The organism is Petrotoga halophila DSM 16923 (assembly GCF_002924615.1).
Genome location: NZ_JALY01000035.1, coordinates 1 through 2,096 on the forward strand (window position 1 = coordinate 1; position 2,096 = coordinate 2,096).

The following is a 2,096-nucleotide window of genomic DNA, read 5'->3' on the forward strand; positions in this document are numbered from 1 at the left end:
GCACCTAAAAGACCTTTGAATTTATCAAAAAGAGAAGTAGAACTAGCCCTTGCAAACGCTTTAAGGTACGTGCCGGAAAGTTTGCATGAAGAATTGGCTCCAGAATTTTTACAAGAGTTGTTTACTAGAGGGAGAATTTATGGATACAGGTATAGGCCTGAGGGCAACATTAAGGCAAAACCTATAGATATGTACAAGGGTAAGTGTATTGAAGGAAAGGCATTTCAGGTCATGATCGATAATAACTTGGATTTCGATGTCGCTTTGTATCCTTATGAACTGGTAACCTATGGTGAAACCGGTCAAGTTTGTCAAAATTGGATGCAGTACAGGTTGATTAAAAAATACTTAGAAGAACTAACAAGGGAACAAACCTTAGTTGTGGCTTCAGGACATCCCCTAGGCTTGTTCAGATCAACTCCAAATAGTCCACGAGTGATAATAACAAATGCTTTGATGGTTGGGATGTTTGATGACCAAGAACATTGGATCAAGGCGCAAGCCATGGGTGTTGCCAACTACGGGCAAATGACTGCTGGAGGGTGGATGTATATAGGACCTCAAGGTATCGTTCATGGTACTTACAATACTTTGTTGAACGCAGGAAGGTTGAAATTAGGAATACCACAAGATAGTGATCTAAGAGGACGCTTGTTTGTTAGTTCAGGTTTAGGTGGAATGAGCGGTGCTCAAGCTAAAGCAATAGAAATCGCAAGAGGAGTTGGAATAATTGCAGAAGTGGATTATTCCAGAATTCAAACAAGACTCAACCAAGGTTGGTTAAAAACCTACAGCAAAGATTTGGATGAAGTTTTTGAAATAGCCTTCGATCATCTAAATAGAAAAGAACCCATTTCCATCGGTTATTATGGTAATATTGTAGATCTATTGGAATACATTGTAAAGAAAGGTATAAAAATAGATTTGTTATCAGATCAGACATCTTGCCACGCCGCCTACGAGGGAGGGTACTGCCCTCAAGGCTTGACTCATGAAGAGAAGAATCAGCTCCTAGAAACAAATGAAGAGAAATTTGTTGAATTAGTCAACAATTCATTGAGAAGACATTTTGAGCTTATAAAAACAATGGTTGAAAGGGGAACCTACTTTTTTGACTATGGGAATAGTTTCATGAAGGCGGTTTTTGATGCAGGCGTGAAAGAAATAGCAAAAAATGGCTTGGATGAAAGCGAAGGATTCATATTTCCCTCGTATGTGGAAGACATAATGGGACCATTAATATTCGACTACGGTTATGGACCTTTCAGGTGGGTATGTTTAAGTGGAAAACGGGAAGATCTATTGAAAACGGATAAAGCAGCGATGGAATGCATAGATCCCAATAGAAGGGGCCAGGATAGAGATAACTACATATGGATTAGAGATGCTGATAAAAACAATCTCGTTGTAGGCACTCAAGCACGAATTCTTTATCAAGATGCTATGGGAAGGATGAAGATAGCGCTTAAATTCAATGAAATGGTTAGAAAAGGGGAAGTTGGCCCCATTATGCTCGGAAGGGATCATCACGATGCAGGTGGAGCTGACTCTCCTTTTAGAGAAACGGCGAATATAAAAGATGGGAGTAATATAATGGCAGATATGGTAACCCATGACTTTGCTGGAAACATAGCAAGGGGAATGAGTTTGGTAACACTGCACAACGGAGGTGGAGTTGGTATCGGTAAAGCCATTAACGGTGGTTTTGGATTGGTTCTTGACGGAAGTGAAAGGGTGGATGAAATAATAAAGAACGCAATTCCATGGGATGTTATGGTTGGGGTTGCCAGACGATCATGGGCTAGAAATGAAGCTTCTATAGAAACATCAATAGAGTACAACAAAGAAAACAAAAACACGGACCACATAACTTTGCCATACATTGCTGATAAAGATATGATAAAAGATTTGGTTGACAAATACTATGAGGGTTAGGAGGTAGATACTTTGAACAAAATTGTAGAATGTGTTCCAAATTTCAGTGAAGGAAGAGATAAAGAAAAGTTAGAACGGATTGTAGATGAAGTAAGAAAACAAGAAGGAATAAAATTATTAGATTACTCTATGGATAAAGATCATAACAGAAGCGTAGTTAC

At 39.0% G+C, this 2,096-nt stretch carries 1 protein-coding gene and 1 pseudogene; both read left to right on the forward strand.

What is annotated here, in order from left to right; genetic code table 11:
* A partial coding sequence (hutU, locus tag AA81_RS01515) for a urocanate hydratase (RefSeq protein ID WP_103897957.1) occupies positions 1-1,935 on the forward strand: 1,935 nt, incomplete at its 5' end.
* 12 nt (positions 1,936-1,947) lie between these two features.
* A pseudogene (locus AA81_RS01520) lies at positions 1,948-2,096 on the forward strand (glutamate formimidoyltransferase); the annotation flags it as partial.